Source organism: Oscillibacter sp., assembly GCF_032060045.1.
Classification (GTDB): Bacteria; Bacillota; Clostridia; order Oscillospirales; family Oscillospiraceae; genus Oscillibacter.
This window is the reverse complement of record NZ_DAMBZJ010000046.1, coordinates 1,321-15,412: the sequence shown is the minus strand read 5'-3', so window position 1 is coordinate 15,412 and position 14,092 is coordinate 1,321. Positions and strand designations below refer to the sequence as shown.

The following is a 14,092-nucleotide window of genomic DNA, read 5'->3' as shown; positions in this document are numbered from 1 at the left end:
CATTCTACCCGCGCCGCATTACTGCGACTTACGGGCGCACCCATGCTTCATCCAACCCGAAGGGCTCGATCTGATCCGTGTAATCCGCATAAATTTCCCGCGCCATCCTACTAAAACGGATATACTCCGCCATATCCGGAGGCAGCACAATTAGATCCGGGCATTTCTGTTTTGCTTGCCAGATGGCCATGCCCGTTTTCACGCCGAAGGGCTTTGCCAGATAATTTGCCGTCAGCACAATGCCGTGCCGCGCTTCCTGACTGCCGCAGACCGCGAGGGGTCTGTTTCGCAGCTCTGGATGCCGCTGCATTTCTACGGATGCATAAAAGCAATTTTGATCGACGTGTAAAATGCTGCGCGCCATGTCATCACCTCCACTGCTTATATTATATAGAACAAAGGTTCCATTATGCAAGTGGGAGTTATTGTTAGCAGAATAGGCGTATCAGAAAATACGCTATACTATATCCGGTATAGAAAACTTATTTGAACCGAAAGCAGGTGCCTACAGTGTGTGGACGCTATCAGTTTACGCCCGGTGCCGTATATCCCCCCACCAAGGCCCCTGTCCTACTGGAGTCACATGGCAGCGTAGCCCCCGATCTGCTGTATTGGAGCCTTCAGACACCTCAGGAACTGGCGATCCCGCCCTATTATAAAGCCCCCCGGCGAGCATCACGTTCGTCGGGGGACTTTTTGTGCCCAATTAGGGCACATCATCGGTTATTGAAAAAAACAGTTGAAGTTTGTTAAATTCTGGTATAATCTTTTGGAAGAGCGCTTAATAGCAAGTACACGAAGCTCGTCCAACTACATGTCACAGCAATGATGGGCAACTAAAATGAGTTCTGATTATTCATTTAAGTTGAAACGGTTTATGGCGTGAGGGGAATTTGCCAGTGAAGAAAAAGGTACCTGTCGGCATTCTCTCACTGTGGTGTCATATGCAAAAGAATTTGTTGAAACTGACTGCTACAACGGGGGGATCTTGGCTGTGACGCTGTTTTCTTAGCGTTGACTGCAATCAATGTTTTAGCCGTCTCAATTATATTCTTAGAGTGAAAAAGGCTCGAGCCGCCTCGGCAAAGCGCACGGCAGACTGGAAAAAACGTAAGGGTATCGGTCGTTGAGGCCGAATGCCGAGAACCTATTGACGGTCTCAGCGATGAATATTATTATGAAAATACCCGGCAAGTCGATTAATGTAATGGTTATTATTTAATCACAGGTGAGGTGAAAAAATGAGCGCCCTATCATATGTGGAACTTAATGTTTTTTCTTTGGTATTTCTCATTCTTTGTTACGTTAACATTCATAATAAAGACAAAAAATATCTATATGACCAAAAAATATTTTTACTAATGCTAGAGGCAAATGCTGTTTTACTTATTTTAGATTCTTTACAATGGATTTTAAATGGCAAGCCGGGCGCAGCCCTAAGAGTCGTATCCATCATTATAGCGGTGGTATACAGTGCAATGACTCCAGTTTCGTGCTTTTTGTGGAGCGTGTATGCAGATTATCAAATAAACAGAGATGAAAGTCACATTAAAAAGTTGTTTATACCTCTGGCAATTCCCTTGTTTATCAATTTAGTCCTAGCATTGCTTAGTGCTCTTTTTGGTTTTTTGTTCGTTATAGACCAGAATAACATTTACAGCAGAGGGCCTCTTTTTTATTTAATGGCTTCAATCTGTTATTTTTACCTTTTTTATTCCTTAATTTACATTATTAATAAAAGAAAATCTGTTGAATACAAAGCATATATTCCACTGCTGCTATTTGCATTACCACCTTTTATTGGCGGAATCATACAATCTCTATTTTATGGAATTTCAATTGTTTGGAACTGCACAACAATTTCAATTTTTATTATTTTTATTAATATTCAAAACAGTCAACTATATACAGATTCCTTGACTGGGTTATACAACCGTAGGCAGTTTGATAATTATATGCAGGAATGTTTCAGGAGTTGTGACAAGGGTGTCATGCTTGGAATCATTATGAGCGATCTGGATTCATTTAAGAAGATAAACGATTTGTGGGGACATATTGCCGGGGATGCGGCACTTGTGGAAGCTGGAAGAATACTTAAAAACAGTTTTAGAAAAGAAGACATAATTTGCCGCTACGGAGGGGACGAATTTGTCGTCGTTGTAAAGGTTGATGGAAAAGTTGAATTATCTAACATGGTCGAAAGACTCAAAACAAATGTCAAGAAGTTTAACCAAAACAGCGGTCTCCCCTATTCTATAAACTTCAGCGTAGGCTTTGACATATTAAATTGTAAGTCCAGCATGACAATTCAGCAATTTATCAAGCATATAGATAATCTGATGTATGAAGATAAAAGCCGAAATAAGTCAGATAAATTGCAGCATGAGTATCATAACACGATACAGACAAACGTGTAATTATGTTTAATAGAACAAGCCCAAGGGGTACTCCCTTGGGCTTGCCAACAGAAAATCGCAAAGATTCAAAGCTCGGACAGTGTCACATCATAGCAATACTGCGAAGCTCGTCCAACGGCATGTTTTAGTAATGCTGCGAAATTCAAGATAGCTAATTTTGAAAGCAATATTCACTTAAGCATTCGACGTCTATGTCAAATTTTATGTTGAAGGTAAACTCTATGGAATATGGAAAAATTAAACCAATAAACATGGGATTCAATTACAAAATGGCAGCTGAAATAATAAATTGCTTTAACTCTGATGACATCCAAGCCGAATTGAATAAGTTGGGTCATATGCAGTGTATGGACGCAGATACAATAATTAGTACTATTTTTAATGATGGCGAGTCTAATGCATTGAAGCCAACACAATTTACATTATTACATCATTTTTGTGAGCAATATTTGTATCATTATTTATATAATGAGCGCTATTATTTCCTAGATGAAATTTGTTCTGACCTTGAAGCAGATTTCATTATCGACTATATCGATAAAACAGCAAGAATATTAGCGGAATATGGTGTTCCTATATGTGACTATAGAACTATCATTAAGGATTTTGATGAAAAAAATATAGATGCAGATTTGTCGGACTATGAATACGAAGAAAATATCAGGGCGCTTTATGATGATATGTTTCAAAACTTCGACTTAATAGAGTCAAACATAATTGAGGCAACGTTTTATTTACTTTATGATAACAAAGGGTTTTTATTTAAGTTTAATAAATTTCTCTCTAATTACGTTAATAGTATATTCTTACCCGAACATTATTTTGATGACCAAAAGCATATTAAACGGTGCCAATATTTGCCGGAATGGCTAAAGAGAGCTGTTTTTTATCGAGATAATGGAAGATGTCAGCATTGCGGTAAGGATTTATCTGGATTACTAGCAATTAACGACGATGCATTACTTCAATATGATCATATAATTCCTCTCGAACAGGCAGGGACAAATGATGCTACTAATTTTCAAATATTATGCAGAGAATGTAACATACAAAAAAGCAGTAAACTAATCCTACCAAAGTATTTTTACCAAATGTATTGGTGAATATTAAAACAATCCAAGATAAAAATCGTTTTTTAGCAAGATAAGTATAGATAATGAGAGGAAGTAAAAAGCATGGCAACAGCAATTGAAAGTATGACCGGGATAAATGTTTCATCATCTTATTTTTCTTCCCCGGCAATACTAGAGCTATTCCCCAAGCATCCAAAGCCATCTAAATCCAACCGTGTGGCTCTATTATACGGGAAAAATGGGAGTGGAAAAAGTACAATTGCTCAAGGATTCCGTGAATACAGAGATTCGATCAATCCTCGAACAGTAACGTTGACTCCGCTTGCCAACTCGGCCAGTATTAAGATTACGCCTACTGGAAAACCTGAAAAATTCTATATATTTGACGAGGACTACATTTCTTCCCGAGTTAAAATCAGAGATTCCGGTTTAAATGCAATAGTGTTGTTGGGGGAACAGGTATCCCTTGATGAGAAAATTGATAAAATCGAAGTTCAATTAAAAAAGAAAAAAGAAGAGGTATCTGCACAAGAAGCCGAATGCCTTAGATATGAAAATAACAATGATGTAACGTCACCCAAGCATTGGCTTTCAAAAATGTGCGATACATTGAAAGAGACAGATGGGTGGGCTGACATCGGTTCAAGAATAAAAGGACAGAAAGTAAAATTAGCAGTAAATCAAACGGAAATATTAAGAATTGCGGGTCTTAAACCGGATAAACCAATTGACGAGCTAAAAAAGGATTTTAAATCTCTTTTTACACGCTTTTCGGCGATTGATGCAAATACCGCACTTTTACCGCAGAATTCATTTTGCTTGCCAGATACAACGACCATTGAGAGCAGCGTAATATCTATGCTTTCCAAAACAATAGAAAAGCCCCAGCTGACTCACAGAGAACAGGAAATATTAAATCTCTTCGGCCTGCAGCAGATAACAGAAGTAAGAACTTTCCTTGCAGATATGAAAAATAACATTTGCGACAAGTGCCTACAGACTATCAGTGACGAATATAGAGCAGAGACATTGCAAGAAATCGATGGCATTTTAAATCGGGAGATTGAAGAATTCAAGTCTGGATTAATGAAACTGCAAGTTTCAGAAATACCAGCGGAAGCATTTCGTATTTACAGCAATTTGCCGTCGTTCGAAGCTCTTTGCACTGAAATAGACAGCTACAACAAATCTGTTCATACTCACAATGCTGCGATTCAAGAAAAATTTGATAATCCTTTTTCACCTCACAGCTATTCTCAATCCATTGGCTTAACAGCCATAGCCAACTCGCTTTCAACGGCATTCAAAAAGCTAAAGATTGAAATCGATGATTTTAATCAGATGGTCAACGATAAGTCAAAGACACAAAAATCGCTATTAATAATTAACGACAGCATCGCTCATTTAATGATAGAAAAGGATTTTGCGACTTTTCAAGCACAGCAAGATGTAAAAAATTATGCAGACGAAAAAAGGCAACAGTTGTTAGCGCAGCAGACTATACTTGAAACCAATAAGGCAATGTTGGATATGAAACGTAAGAATTATCTCATTGCCGCAGATGAGATAAATGAATCACTTAAATACATTTTCTTTTCGGACAAGCGCCTTACAATAGAGTTGGGGAATGATCAATTATACCACTTGAAATCAAATGGTGTCACAGTAAATCCTAGCAATGTATCCTGTGGAGAGCGGAATGCCATCGCTCTATGCTATTACTTCGCTGAGATTGCCAAAGATATGGATGCAAAAGCAAAGTATACTGACGAGCTACTTTTGGTCATTGACGACCCAATATCAAGCTTTGATGTAGAAAACCGAATAGGAATACTGTCGTTCCTAAGATGGAAGTTAGAGCAAGTTCTAGATGGTTGCACAACTACAAAAGTCTTGCTGATGACGCATGATGTAAGTGTCATCTTTGATTTGGAAAAAGCTCTTGAGGAAATTTCAAAGCATTGTGAAAAGATATCAACTTATGCCCAATTTAGAGTATTTCAACTTAAAAACAAGTTGCTATTAGATTTTAGTCATAAGAGTCACAATGAATATTCGCAACTGCTACATATGATGTACCAATATGCATTAAATGAAAATGATGAATTAGATTTGGTGATTGGTAATGTAATGCGTAGAGTATTGGAAGCATTTGCGTCATTTTCATACAAAAAAGGTATTATTGATGTCAGCCTTGATGACAAGGTAATCAATCTACTTCCGAATCAAACGTCTAAAACATACTATCGAAATCTTATGTATAGGTTAGTACTTAATACTGAAAGTCACGCAGAGGAAGGTATGCAGGGTGCTCCAGAGACGAGTTTCTTCAGTCACCTATCATCAAGTGAAAAGCAGCGTACTGCTAAGGATATTCTGTGCTTCATCTATTGCCTTAACAAAACTCATTTACTTTCTCACTTGACTGAAGCAGAAGCCGACTTGGATAAATGGTCTGCAACTATTGGGACTTAACCATAATTAAAACATATATTCAAGTGACGATGCGACTTGGTATGCAAGACGAACTTGTTAGAGTAAAAGACTGCAGAAAGCTTTCGGCTATGTCTAAATGCTTGTTAAAATGATTAAATTTTCTCTGTGAGTTTCCCGTAATGTTTATGATGCACTATGGAAGAAAAATTTATAATTTAAATAATCTACATTTGGAGTACTAATGAAACGGAAAACAAAATCAAAAAGGCCTATTATATTAGTTCTGCTAGTCGTGATTCTCGTTTTAGGAGTAATTTGGCAATCTGTTATGATACATATCGAAAGAAACACATACTCTGCAATCGGTGAATATGCTGATCTGGAAACATATCAAGCACATTACTATTCAAAAGGTGATGGTGAAGTTGCATTTGTTTTTATAACGGGTTCGGGGACACCTTGTGCCTACACAGATTTTTATGCGCTTCAAAACAAGTTGTCAACTATGGGGCAGACTATTACATTTGACCATGCAGGAAGCGGTTGGAGCACGGATACAGAAACTGCTCGCACGATTGAAAATCTTGTTAATGAGCTTTCTGTTTTAATAAACACTGTTGCTCCCAATAAACCAATTTATTTGCTTTGCCATTCCCTAGGCTCTTTAGAAGCTATCGGTTATGCACAGGCGCACCCCGAAAGAGTAGCCGGGATCATATTTTTGGATTCGGGATGCCCAGAGTTTTATAGTGCAGATTCAGAGCTTCTTGCCAAAACAATGAACCGCGGATCAGCCTTTATCAGAACAGTTGGCATTAATCGTCTGTTTGGAGAGCTAGGGCTTCTCTTGCCGATATATGGCGAGAATATTAGAAATCGACAACTGCCGGATAATCTGAAGAGCTTAGACAAAGCAATGTACTATCGGTTTACAGGAAATTCCTCTTCACTCAATACCCTTAAGCTTATCAATGAAAATGCTACGAAAGTTCTTGCCGGACCGTCATTAGGGCAGATACCAATACTTGTTCTTTCCTCTGACAATGGAAACGCATGGAATGATGTTCAAATGCAGCTTGCGTCATGGTCTGAAAGCAGTAAGCAAATAACCGTCAATGATTCGGAACATTACCTATATTGGTCTAACTATGACGAGGTAGAAAACTATATTAATGAGTTTCTCAAGGATAACCTAGAATAAAATTATAAGCAAACTTGGCAAGTTCTTAGAGAGTTTGAATTTCGCAGTGTGTTTACAATGGACAAGCTAAGGGGGTGCCCCTTTGGCTTGCAAACAGAAAAACAGAGCAACATAATAATATGTAAAGGAAAATGACGAATGGAATATTCCGCTATCGCATTAGTATGCATTTCCGGGCTGCTGGCATATAATGAAATTTCAGCATTGAAAAGGAAAATTCGAGACCAAGAAAAACGATTAAACCAATTAGCCATACTAGCAGGTTGCGATTTCTTATCCTCTTGTTATGTTACTGATGAAGTAAAAAAGCAAATAATTCAGTTAAAACGGGACGGAAAATCTGTCGAAGCCGTTAAGAAAATTCGCGAACAAACCCAAATGAACTTACTTGAAGCAAAACAATATCTTAATCAATTGGACTAAAATTCAATTTATCAATTGCAAGACGAGGAGACTGCCTTTTAATTGGAGCTACGCAGTACGTTTACACCGAAAGCCCCCGGCGAGCATCGCTCTCCGGGGGTCCTTCTCTTTGTGTCCGATTCGGACACATCACTTATTAAACAGCGCCTGCTCCGCCATCCTTCTCCTCGTCAGTCCCTTGATGGCCCTGCCCCCGCTCTTGTTATAGAGCGGCAGCTTCGCCGCAATCTGCGCCGCCGTGCGACTTTTGCACAACGTCTTCAGGCACCCGCCTCCGCAGTTGTACGTGAAGCTCACCAGCGCGTCAAACTGGTTCTGCGTCAGACGGTCGGTGATGGGACAGTACGCCTTGTCCAGCACGTACTTCTCATACTTCTTCAGGTCAGCCACCAGCATGGCATCCGCCTGTACCTGAGTGATCGTCTGCCTCTGGGCGACGTCCGCTCCGTAGTGGCCCCAGCCGATCGTCCAGTATTTCTCATAGCTGAACGGTTTGTACGCCTTTAGACGGCAGCCCTCAAACTGCTTGATGAGCGCCAGCCCGGCCACGCCGATGGACGTAGGGTGCACCTCCGCCTTTTTGGCCAGCGTGAAGACGATGTAGCTGTACAACACCCGGCCGCCGTCGCAGTACCAGTTGCCGCCGTCCCGGCTAAAGAATATGGTGCTACCGCCGCCGTCCAGCATGACCGCCTCCTCCCAACCGTAGGCCGCCAGCCGGTCCCGCAGTTCCTCCGGCGTCAGCTTGTCCCTGGAGGCATACCACGCCACCCTGCCCTGCTTGCGGCCGACGGCCTGCCTTGCACAGCGGTACGCCATATCCGGCTGATAGTTGGGTTTTGCAACAGGCACACCATGGACGATCAGCGGGACACACATCACATAGTTGGCCTTTGTGCTGCCCGGCAGCGATTCCATAGCCCAGTCCAAAGGCTTGTCCCACGCAATGCCATAGGCGGTGTAGGTCGGCTTGCACAGCACATCCCCGTCTGCTTTGATGTGACAGCACGGCCCGGTCGGCAGGCCCCGCTTGTCCTTTAGATAAATCGGCCCGCCGATCAGGAAGTCGCCGCCGGTCTCGTCGAGAATCTTCCATGCATCCCGCTCCTTGTATTGCTTGGTATTGATGTAAAGGCGGACGCTGGCCAGCAGCTCCGGGGCCAGCGTCCCGGCCTGCGTGATGCTCACGCCTTCACCTCCGGCAGTCCCGCCACGCTCGTCAGCACGGACAGCACCCCCGCCAGCACGGACGCGGATACCACCATCGTCCAGTTCACCGCGCCCAGCACCGCAGCCGTCCCGATGGTTGCCACCGCTGTCTGCGCCACGGTCTTGATTCCCCGCACCACGGCGGCCTTGGCCTATACCTTCCAGCTTGTCCAGCGCGTCATGCACGGGGCCGTTACAGCCCTGCTCCGCAAAGCCCCTGCAAGCACGCCTTGATGCCATAGCACAGCAGCGTCTGCTCCGTCTGGATGGCCCGGATGGTCTTGCTTTGCGTCCGGTCGCGCTCGATAAACTTGTAGATCGACAGCACTGCACCGCCAATCATCATTAGGGAGCCAAGCAGTCGTGCCAAATCATTGATTGTCTCCGCGTTGATGTACATTCTCCGTCCTCACTTCCACGTATATCTGGGCCTCTCGCCACCTCTGACGGCGTACCGCATCCAGTCCAGCAAGATAATCGCGCCAACGGCTTTTCGTCCTGTCATCGGCTCACCACCAAGTAGCATCCACTCTTTTCCAGCATAAATTGTATAGAGGAGGTGCATTAATGGATCATCTTTCCATAGGCATGCAAGCGCCTGACTTCACCGCGGTCACAACGTTTGGCCCTATAAAAATGTCTGACTTCAAGGGTAAATGGGTGGTTTTTTTCTCACATCCCGGCGACTTTACGCCAGTTTGTACCACTGAATTCATTGCTTTTTCACAAGCACAACAGGAGTTTGCAGATAAGAACACTCAACTTTTGGGATTGAGTATCGACAGCAATCCATCTCATCTTGCCTGGGTGTACGCGATATACCTGACCACTGGTGTTCAGATTCCTTTCCCGGTTGTGGCCGACCGCATGGGAGATGTTGCTCGAATGTATGGGATGATTGCCCCAGACGTCAGCAAGCAAGAAACCGTACGTAATGTGTTTATTATCGACCCCGATCAGAAAATCCGCGCTATTTTGATCTATCCCCTTACAAATGGCAGGAGTATACCCGAAATTCTTCGTCTGGTCACAGCTTTGCAAACCAGTGACCAATACCATGTAGTTACGCCAGCAAACTGGCAACCCGGACAGCCTGTTCTAGTCCCTCCACCTCAAACTTATAACGCTCTGATTTCTCGCCAGACTGATCCACAGAGCGAGGGACTTACCTGTAGAGACTGGTTTTTGTGCGGCAAGGAGCTTCCCGAAAATTCCGATCATAAGTAACCTATTCCGCCCCACTTCGGGGCGGAATTTTTATATTTAAAGTACATTTTCCTTGGGCACCCACTTTTTCCTCCAGATCATCCAGTGGGTGAGCATTGGGCTTTAACATCTAATCAATCTTCGCCACTCTAACGTCAAAGCCCTCCATATTAACTCCCTCGCAAATAGTATCGCGGCCTCTGGCCGCCTCGGACGGCGTACCGCATCCAGTCCAGCCCCACGATCACCGGTCCGCTGACGAGGCACCACAAGGCCGCAAACTCCGGGTAGACCTGCCCCAGCAGATTCCCCGGCATTCCGGAGTAGTCCCAGACACGCCACCCCAACCAGAGGTTCAGGACGCACCCGGCCAGAAATTCCGCCGCCGTGATAGTAAGGCCGCACAGGATGGCTTGTGTCCAAATTGGACACCGCCACGGCAGCTCCGCGCCCATGCGCTCCATCATGAGACCCAGCAGCAACGCCAGAACAATCATGTCGCCCCGCTCCGCATAGATGCGCTGGTCCAGAAAGCTCATGCCCCAGCGGATGAACACCGGGGGCGTGCTGCCGTCATGCCGATCGAAGAAATTTGCAAAGCCCTCCTTCATCGTCATGCGCTTGATGCCGGTACGACCTACCAGCAGTTTGTTTGCCTTGTCGATCAGGTCCCGCCCGCCGTCCGGATCGACCGCAACCGCGAGCTGATTTCCGATCTCCTGCAGGTGGTACAGCAGCGCCTGACTTTTCAGTTGCTCGGCATACGCCTCCCAGTTGGCGGCGGTAGGCGTGACCTCCATGATCTGGCACAGCAGATCGCCGTATGTATTTCCAAGCGCACCGTTGACCGTCACGGCGTCCACTTTTCCAGAATTGGAGAAAAGCCGCTTGATCGCCAGATAGATCATCCGGTAGCGCGGCTCGATGAAATCCGAGTCCGCCACCAGCGCCAGTATGGGGGCAATGACAGTCTCGTCCAGCAGCATGGAGCCGAGCAAAGACACCTGCGCATTCAGAAGCTCCGACGGACTGGTTTTCATACGAACCGGACCCCCTCGCTTTTCACAACTGCCACGCCTTCGGGTGCAGACTGCGGCAGTTCGTCCTCCCATCGGCGTTGGTTGAGCCATGTTGCGGGCATGGGGATGTACCTGCCGTTATCCCGCTGCCAGCTCTCGGATTGTTTTTGCTGCTTCAGCGCCGCAGCCATTGTGCGGCAAAGCTGGATATCCGGCTTCAGCCGCATCCACGCCTTCCGGGCCGGAGTCTTGCCATCGTGGCGAGGGTATGTATTCCAAAAGCGCTCAAACAGTTCCGACTGCATGTCCACCCCCACCGGGGGTATGGGGGCTTTGTCTGTCTTTGCTTTGTTTAAGTCTTTCTTTTGTTGTGTCAAATTCACCGACAACGGCAAACTCCGCTGACGGTTTTCACCGTTGCGGCAATTTGGAACAACGGTGGATGGCGCGTCCTGAACGGGGGGCGCTTCCTCCTGCAAAACGTATACATTACCCGCAAATTTTCCGCTGGTATCGTGGCTCTGCTCCCGCTCCAGATAGCCCACATCTTGCAGATTATCAAGGCACTTGCGGATTTCATACCGACTTGTTTTTGCCTTGACCGCAAGCCCCGAGACACTGTAATCCCAGTCCTGTGGGAGCGAGGCCATCAAAGAAAACAGGCCGCGCGTTGCCAACGTGAGTCGCTCGTCCTGCGCCACGGAATTGTAAATCGTGGTAAAGCCCCGGCCGCGCTTAAAGCGAACGACGCTCTCAGCCATGGCGCTCACCCTCCCGACACTGGGCAATGATATCCCGGCAAATGTTATGTACGCCGACGGCGTATACCCCGTCCCATCCGTCGATAATCTTTGCTTCCTCCGGCGTCAGATCGTCCCGCCACTCCTGCATATCTGGGGCGCTCGTCTCCGCGTTCCAGTTGTCGGCCAGCTCTGCCAGCCTATCTTCTGTAATGCTCGGCATCTCAACCCCGCTCCTCTCTTTTATCAATGATTTGTACCAGCCAGAAACAACCGGCCAACCAGCCAGCCAATTCCGATGGTGATCAGCCCAAGCACCCAAATGCTCATGTCAAAAGCGCCTCCTCCCCGGTAAAATTGGGGCTTGCGCTTTCGAGCAAATGTGATATAATAATCCTGCAATCGTTCTTGGGCGCAAGTCCTTGGACAGAACCGCTTCGGGCTGCTACCCGGGGCGGTTCTTTTTTTGTCAGTTTCATGCTGTTGCATCCGCTGAGACATGGGTAGCTCTTTCATCCACCCACTCCTCAAAGAGTTTGGTGTAAATTTCGTAGCAAAGATTTTTCTGACCGGGAATACAAATCGCCCACGGATATTGTCCATTTTGTATGGCCGTTCCGACGCGCGTCTCTGAGGTCTTGACACCGAGCTTCCGTAGGCGCTGTGTAACCTGATTAAGGGTCATCGTTTCAATGGTCTTTTGCATGTTCATTCTCCTTTTGTTGCAATTCGGACCTCTGTGCAGGCCCGTACAATCTCCGTAATATCCGCCATGATATCGTCCATTAGCGGGCGCTCGTCGCCGGTGATCACACCGTCCTCAATAATCTGCATCAGTTGCCGGTCCCGGTGGTCCTCGGCAAAGCGCAGCACGCGGTTAACTAGCGGGATTGCCGCCGTTTGCAGCGTGCACTCATCCACAGCCGGGATAATGGACGCTGCCAGCCGGGATTCGTTACGCAGGTGCTCCACGGCCAGAAACTGGCGGTTGTAAAGCTGTACCATCCGATAGGCCAGATCCCCCGGTACGCCGCACTCGCCACTTTCATACCGGGCCAGTGCCCGGACGGAGCATGGCAGCAGTTCGGCGGCACGTTCCTGCGTGTATCCTGCCTGCTCCCGGTAGATTTTGTAAAAATTCCTGCCACCTTCTGGCATGGCGCATTTCCTTTCTTTGGGGTATGCTGGAGATATGGGGCGCAGGTTACGCACTGGCAATTTCGCGGTCCATTACTTCGTCCATGGTGCAGCCAAAGATGTCCGCCAGCTTGGCCAGCGTAGGATAAGCGGGGTTTGCCAACCCCCTTTCCAGTTTCCAGACGGACGGGGGCTTAATGCCCAGCCGGTCGGCAAGGTCGGTCTGGCTCATGCCGCGCTCCTCCCGAAACCGCTTGATATTGTTCATGGTATTTCCTCCCTTCTTAAGGTCTTGAAACATCTGTACTTCCGTGATAAAATTACCTATCAGTTAAAACTAATAAGATAATGGGGTCATTCGTTAGCCTGTTGTGTTTTAGTCTGTGGCTATAATATAATAAGTAAAATTCTGATTGTAAAGATATTTTCTAATTATTGTTGCTTTGCACAATTTTTTAGCAAGAATTTATCTGATTTTAAGGAGGTGATTTATTTGGACTGCCCAGATAGAATTTTCGACTTGCTTTCAGATCTTGATATTGAACAAAAGAGCTTCGCAAAATCCATAGGTGTTATTCCTCAAACAATTACGGATTGGAAAAATGGCAAGAGCAAATCCTATACTAAGTACATTCCCCAAATAGCCGAGATTCTGAACACCACCACGGAGTACCTACTCACTGGCGAAGGGCCAAAAGTAAAAGCACCCCCATCCGCAGCCGGAGGGGACGCAATAAAAACAGAACATATCAGAGCGGCGTTTTTTGAAGGCGCGGAAGACCTGAGCAAAGAAGAGATGGACATGCTCTGGGACGATGCCAGAGACTATATGCGTTATAAGCTGGAGCAACGGAGGAAGCAGAAGCATGAATGATCCGCTGGACTTGTACAAGTTTGCGGAGCAACGTGGCATTGATGTGGATTGGATACCGTTGCAACGCGCGTCCTCACTTTCCCTGGACATGAAGGACGGTACTTATTGCATCGCAGTAGATCCATGGAAAATGGACAGTATTCCTCTCGAAACCGTGCGCATGGCCCATGAGTTGGGTCACTGCGAAACTGGAAGTTTTTATTGTGAAGAGGCCTCGCTGGATGTCAGGCAGAAGCATGAGCACCAGGCGGATCGGTGGGCAGTCATGCGGCTGATCCCTGTGAATGAACTGGACAAGGCTGTGGCTGAAGGGTATACAGATATCTGGTCCCTTGCGGAATACTTCGACGTCACAGA

17 protein-coding genes and 1 pseudogene are annotated in these 14,092 nt (G+C 45.8%); 8 read left to right on the top strand and 10 right to left on the bottom strand.

Features of this window, described 5'->3' with window-relative positions; genetic code table 11:
• Positions 1-37: 37 nt before the first annotated feature.
• A pseudogene (locus RT018_RS14295) lies at positions 38-364 on the bottom strand (DNA polymerase IV); the annotation flags it as partial.
• Positions 365-1,241: 877 nt separating this feature from the next.
• Here RT018_RS14295 and RT018_RS14290 point away from each other — a divergent pair.
• From RT018_RS14290 to RT018_RS14270, 5 genes are all read left to right on the top strand, one after another.
• Complete coding sequence (locus tag RT018_RS14290; protein WP_312942985.1) at positions 1,242-2,417, top strand: diguanylate cyclase domain-containing protein; 1,176 nt, start codon at positions 1,242-1,244, stop codon at positions 2,415-2,417.
• Positions 2,418-2,638: 221 nt separating this feature from the next.
• Positions 2,639-3,520 (top strand): HNH endonuclease signature motif containing protein, encoded by an 882-nt coding sequence (locus RT018_RS14285; RefSeq protein WP_312942983.1) that lies wholly within the window; start codon positions 2,639-2,641, stop codon positions 3,518-3,520.
• Between the two features lie 72 nt (positions 3,521-3,592).
• Entirely contained in the window at positions 3,593-5,965 is a 2,373-nt protein-coding gene (locus RT018_RS14280) for an AAA family ATPase (RefSeq protein ID WP_312942981.1), read from the top strand.
• Positions 5,966-6,167: 202 nt separating this feature from the next.
• Positions 6,168-7,127: an alpha/beta hydrolase gene (locus RT018_RS14275; protein ID WP_312942980.1), complete on the top strand. Its 960-nt coding sequence runs from the start codon at positions 6,168-6,170 to the stop codon at positions 7,125-7,127.
• A gap of 138 nt (positions 7,128-7,265) precedes the next feature.
• On the top strand, positions 7,266-7,550 hold the full coding sequence (locus RT018_RS14270; RefSeq protein ID WP_312942979.1) for a hypothetical protein: 285 nt from the start codon (positions 7,266-7,268) through the stop codon (positions 7,548-7,550).
• Positions 7,551-7,679: 129 nt separating this feature from the next.
• Here the strand turns inward: RT018_RS14270 and RT018_RS14265 are convergent, their stop codons facing one another.
• Genes RT018_RS14265 through RT018_RS14255 form a run of 3 tightly spaced genes read right to left on the bottom strand, consistent with a single transcriptional unit; the run spans position 7,680 to position 9,159 of the window.
• On the bottom strand, positions 7,680-8,738 hold the full coding sequence (locus RT018_RS14265; protein ID WP_312942977.1) for a glycoside hydrolase family protein: 1,059 nt from the start codon (positions 8,736-8,738) through the stop codon (positions 7,680-7,682).
• Entirely contained in the window at positions 8,735-8,896 is a 162-nt protein-coding gene (locus RT018_RS14260; RefSeq protein ID WP_397360405.1) for a holin, read from the bottom strand. Before RT018_RS14260 ends, RT018_RS14265 begins: the two co-directional genes overlap by 4 nt.
• A gap of 56 nt (positions 8,897-8,952) precedes the next feature.
• Complete coding sequence (locus tag RT018_RS14255) at positions 8,953-9,159, bottom strand: branched-chain amino acid ABC transporter permease (protein WP_312942973.1); 207 nt, start codon at positions 9,157-9,159, stop codon at positions 8,953-8,955.
• A 167-nt stretch (positions 9,160-9,326) separates the two neighbouring features.
• On the opposite strand from RT018_RS14255, the gene RT018_RS14250 reads away from it, so the two are divergent.
• Positions 9,327-9,986 (top strand): peroxiredoxin, encoded by a 660-nt coding sequence (locus RT018_RS14250; protein WP_312942971.1) that lies wholly within the window; start codon positions 9,327-9,329, stop codon positions 9,984-9,986.
• A gap of 149 nt (positions 9,987-10,135) precedes the next feature.
• On the opposite strand, the gene RT018_RS14245 is transcribed toward RT018_RS14250, so the two are convergent.
• From RT018_RS14245 to RT018_RS14220, 6 genes are all read right to left on the bottom strand, one after another.
• Positions 10,136-11,005 (bottom strand): DnaB-like helicase N-terminal domain-containing protein, encoded by an 870-nt coding sequence (locus RT018_RS14245; RefSeq protein WP_312942969.1) that lies wholly within the window; start codon positions 11,003-11,005, stop codon positions 10,136-10,138.
• The gene (locus tag RT018_RS14240) at positions 11,002-11,745 is read right to left on the bottom strand and encodes a hypothetical protein (protein WP_312942967.1); all 744 of its coding nucleotides are present in this window, start codon (positions 11,743-11,745) and stop codon (positions 11,002-11,004) included. The genes RT018_RS14245 and RT018_RS14240 overlap by 4 nt, the downstream gene beginning before the upstream one ends.
• A complete protein-coding gene (locus RT018_RS14235) occupies positions 11,738-11,947 on the bottom strand; it encodes a hypothetical protein (RefSeq protein ID WP_312942966.1) in 210 nt (69 codons plus the stop codon). Before RT018_RS14235 ends, RT018_RS14240 begins: the two co-directional genes overlap by 8 nt.
• Positions 11,948-12,199: 252 nt before the next feature.
• Positions 12,200-12,430, bottom strand: coding sequence for a hypothetical protein (locus RT018_RS14230; RefSeq protein WP_312942964.1), 231 nt, complete (start codon positions 12,428-12,430; stop codon positions 12,200-12,202).
• Between the two features lie 2 nt (positions 12,431-12,432).
• A complete protein-coding gene (locus RT018_RS14225; protein ID WP_312942962.1) occupies positions 12,433-12,882 on the bottom strand; it encodes a helix-turn-helix transcriptional regulator in 450 nt (149 codons plus the stop codon).
• A gap of 46 nt (positions 12,883-12,928) precedes the next feature.
• Positions 12,929-13,129, bottom strand: coding sequence for a helix-turn-helix transcriptional regulator (locus RT018_RS14220; protein WP_312942961.1), 201 nt, complete (start codon positions 13,127-13,129; stop codon positions 12,929-12,931).
• A gap of 225 nt (positions 13,130-13,354) precedes the next feature.
• Between RT018_RS14220 and RT018_RS14215 the strand changes: the two genes are divergently transcribed.
• Together RT018_RS14215 and RT018_RS14210 are read left to right on the top strand one after the other, a co-directional pair.
• Positions 13,355-13,735 carry a helix-turn-helix transcriptional regulator gene (locus RT018_RS14215; RefSeq protein WP_312942959.1) on the top strand — a complete coding sequence of 127 codons (381 nt, stop codon included), beginning with the start codon at positions 13,355-13,357 and terminating at the stop codon, positions 13,733-13,735.
• Positions 13,728-14,092 (top strand): ImmA/IrrE family metallo-endopeptidase (locus RT018_RS14210; RefSeq protein ID WP_312942957.1); only part of this gene is annotated, 365 nt, incomplete at its 3' end. The genes RT018_RS14215 and RT018_RS14210, both read left to right, overlap by 8 nt.

Coding starts and splice junctions, on each gene's coding strand:
- RT018_RS14255 (WP_312942973.1), bottom strand. CDS start 9,159: ATGTACATCAACGCGGAGACAATCAATGATTTGGCACGACTGCTTGGC.
- RT018_RS14230 (WP_312942964.1), bottom strand. CDS start 12,430: ATGCAAAAGACCATTGAAACGATGACCCTTAATCAGGTTACACAGCGC.
- RT018_RS14280 (WP_312942981.1), top strand. CDS start 3,593: ATGGCAACAGCAATTGAAAGTATGACCGGGATAAATGTTTCATCATCT.
- RT018_RS14270 (WP_312942979.1), top strand. CDS start 7,266: ATGGAATATTCCGCTATCGCATTAGTATGCATTTCCGGGCTGCTGGCA.
- RT018_RS14235 (WP_312942966.1), bottom strand. CDS start 11,947: ATGCCGAGCATTACAGAAGATAGGCTGGCAGAGCTGGCCGACAACTGG.
- RT018_RS14220 (WP_312942961.1), bottom strand. CDS start 13,129: ATGAACAATATCAAGCGGTTTCGGGAGGAGCGCGGCATGAGCCAGACC.
- RT018_RS14290 (WP_312942985.1), top strand. CDS start 1,242: ATGAGCGCCCTATCATATGTGGAACTTAATGTTTTTTCTTTGGTATTT.
- RT018_RS14245 (WP_312942969.1), bottom strand. CDS start 11,005: ATGAAAACCAGTCCGTCGGAGCTTCTGAATGCGCAGGTGTCTTTGCTC.
- RT018_RS14250 (WP_312942971.1), top strand. CDS start 9,327: ATGGATCATCTTTCCATAGGCATGCAAGCGCCTGACTTCACCGCGGTC.
- RT018_RS14285 (WP_312942983.1), top strand. CDS start 2,639: ATGGAATATGGAAAAATTAAACCAATAAACATGGGATTCAATTACAAA.
- RT018_RS14240 (WP_312942967.1), bottom strand. CDS start 11,745: ATGGCTGAGAGCGTCGTTCGCTTTAAGCGCGGCCGGGGCTTTACCACG.
- RT018_RS14225 (WP_312942962.1), bottom strand. CDS start 12,882: ATGCCAGAAGGTGGCAGGAATTTTTACAAAATCTACCGGGAGCAGGCA.
- RT018_RS14275 (WP_312942980.1), top strand. CDS start 6,168: ATGAAACGGAAAACAAAATCAAAAAGGCCTATTATATTAGTTCTGCTA.